Genomic DNA, 2,635 nt, shown 5'->3' on the forward strand with positions numbered 1-2,635 from the left:
GGTGGGGGCCGTCACCTGCTGGGCCTGGTGGCGGATCTCCCGGGCGGCCCGCCGGAAGACCGACTCGATGGCCGCGGAGCCGCGCACGGTGTCGATCAGCGCGTCGTCCGGTATCCGCACCAGACCCGGGCGCGGGTTGCCCCGGTTGTCGGTCGCGGCGAGACGGCGCGTGTCGGCCGCGTCGACCGGACGCGGCGCCCCGTCGGCCCGTACGGGCGGCGCGGGGGTCGTCGCGGGTGCGTGGGTACGGCCGTGCGGCACCGCCAGCCGCAGCGTGCCGGTGACCGTCGGCGCGACGGGCGGTGCGGGGGCAACGGGCGGTACACCGGCGGCAGTTGGGGCCGGTACGGCGGCCGGTGCCGGTACGGCGGCCTGGTTCAGGTTCCGCCCGAACCGCTCGCTCGGCTCGACCCCGTCGTCCGCGTACAGGTCCAGGGCCAACCGCACCGGCACGTCGAACGCGTGGCTGTCCTGGTTGGTGGCGATGAAGAACTGGTCGTGGCCGGTGGCGCCGCCCACGGTGTCGCCGTGCGTGATCTGCCGGCCGTACTGGTGGTCGCCCCCGAACGCGATGGACCCCCAGCTGCGCAACGGCCCGCCGACACTGCCCAACGCCCCGAACGCACCGCTGTACGACTCACCGCGCTGCTCGGCGTCACTGCCCGCCATCTGCGCCAGACCCATGACCTGGATACCCGGCAGAACGAGGTCATGAGTGCTGGCCTGCCCGGTGTCCCGTTCCGCGGTGAGCAACAGGCGGACCCGACGGACGCCCGTGTCCGAGCTGTTGGGCACCTCGAAGTGCAGAGCGTGTCCGCCGTCGACCATCGCATCGGTGGCAGCGCGCAGCCCGGTGCGGGAACGGGCCTCCTTCAGCCGGCGCAGGTTGTTGAGCTGGGCGTGCAGCCGGATCTGGTGCTCGGGCTCATGGCCGCGCACCATGCCGTGAGCGGACGGCAGGAAGCCTTCACGGCGCAGCCACGTCTCCGCCTCGTCGAACAGACGATCCGTGCCGGTGACGTCGAGCGGCGCCGCGCTCAGCCCGATGCCGTCCAACCGCTCCAGGGAGTCCGGGAGTTCACGCGTCTCGGCGGGGGTCGGCGTGTGCCCGGCGGCGGTCGTCCCGCTCAGGAGCCGCAGATCCATGCCGTGGGTCCGGGGAAGCGCGGGCGCCTGAAGCCGGTTGCCGTCCGGCTGGATCAGGGCGACCCGGTAGGTGACCGCGGTGGGGGCGAGCAGATGGCTCTGGTTGGTGCGGATGGCGTGCATCGTGCCCGCCGAACTGCTCGCGCTGTACGTGTTGGTGACGGTCGCCTGCCCCTGCACGCGCAGACCGAGGCTGCCGCCGATCATGCTCGACGCGTCCGGATGCCCCTGACTGTGGTCGCCGGTGAGGGCGACGGCGGCGGTGCCACTGACCCCGATCCCGCTGGTGTACTTCGAGGAGAGGTCCACCTTCGCGGTGTTGACCAGGTGGCTCTCAAGGTTGATCTGGCCCGCGGTGCTCTGCCGCAGCGGGGTGCTGGTCCCGGGCTCGGTGACCAGGTGCAGCATGCCGACCGCGTTGCCGTCGGCGTCGGTGATCACGGGCGAGTAGAGCCCGCCGTGGATCTGCATCGGCAGCGTGCCGCGCAGCACCTGTTCGGAGAGGAAGTCCGCGACCTGTCCGGCGGCGGTGTCGTCCAGGTGGGTGTGGAACGCCTGGTGGACGTGCTCGTACAGCGCCCGGGGATCGATCACGGAGTCGACGCCGTAGAGCGGGAGGTCGGTCGGCGCGGCGGGCGCGGGCAGCGAACCCGGCGCCGGATCGGCGGTGGTGAGGTGCCGCGGGAACCAGATCGTGGTGGAACCGTGCGACACCGGCCCGCGCCACCCGTCCGTCGCCGGGGCGGTGGCGGGCGCGGTCGGCGCAGCAGGTGCCGCGGTGACCGCGGGGCCGTCGACGCGCACGCGCCAGTGCGTGGTGAACTCCACTGGATCCGAGGGCTCGTTGGAGCGCTGGGCGGAGGTCGTCTGGACGGCCTGCGTGACCGTCGTCGCGTCACTGGCCTGGTTGTGCGTGACGGACAGCGTCACCGACCCGTCCACCGCCCGCACCGGCGTCGGCGCGGTGATCGGGAACGTACCGGTCCACGGCGCCTGGATCGTGCGGTACGTCCCCGACGGCTGGCTGGAGAAGTTCTCCCGCGTGCCGAACCCGCGCCGCTCGACATGCTTGTCCGGGTCACGCGGGTCGAAGCGGCCTTGCCGCAACGAGGCCCGCGCGTCGGAAAGCGTCAGTTGTACGTCGACGGTGCGATCGCGTCCGCCGACCTGGACGGTGATGCGGTGACCGCCGTTCGAGCGCAGGTACGGGAGTTGGAGCGCGAGGTTCTCCCGGCTCAGCGCGTCCTGCACCTGTTCGCGCACCGGCTCGGGCGGGTTGTCGGCATCCAGCCCGAGCGCCTCGTAGACCTGCCGGTGCAGCCCCTGGACCACCTCGTCGGAGAACGGCTCCGGGTACACCAGCCCGACGGTCCCGTCCGGGAGCGCGCCGTACGAGTTCACGTAGCTCGACGGGAGTTGGCCCCGCGCGGGCGGCTGTGCGGTCGGGGCCTGGGAGGTGGGCCAGGTGAGCGAGGCCTCGGTGGGGATG

1 pseudogene is annotated in these 2,635 nt (G+C 72.7%); it reads right to left on the reverse strand.

The annotated features are described in order from the left end of the window. A pseudogene (locus AC31A1_RS49795) lies at nucleotides 1-2,635 on the reverse strand (hypothetical protein); the annotation flags it as partial.

The sequence above is a fragment of the Streptomyces sp. P5F9 genome, assembly GCF_057961495.1.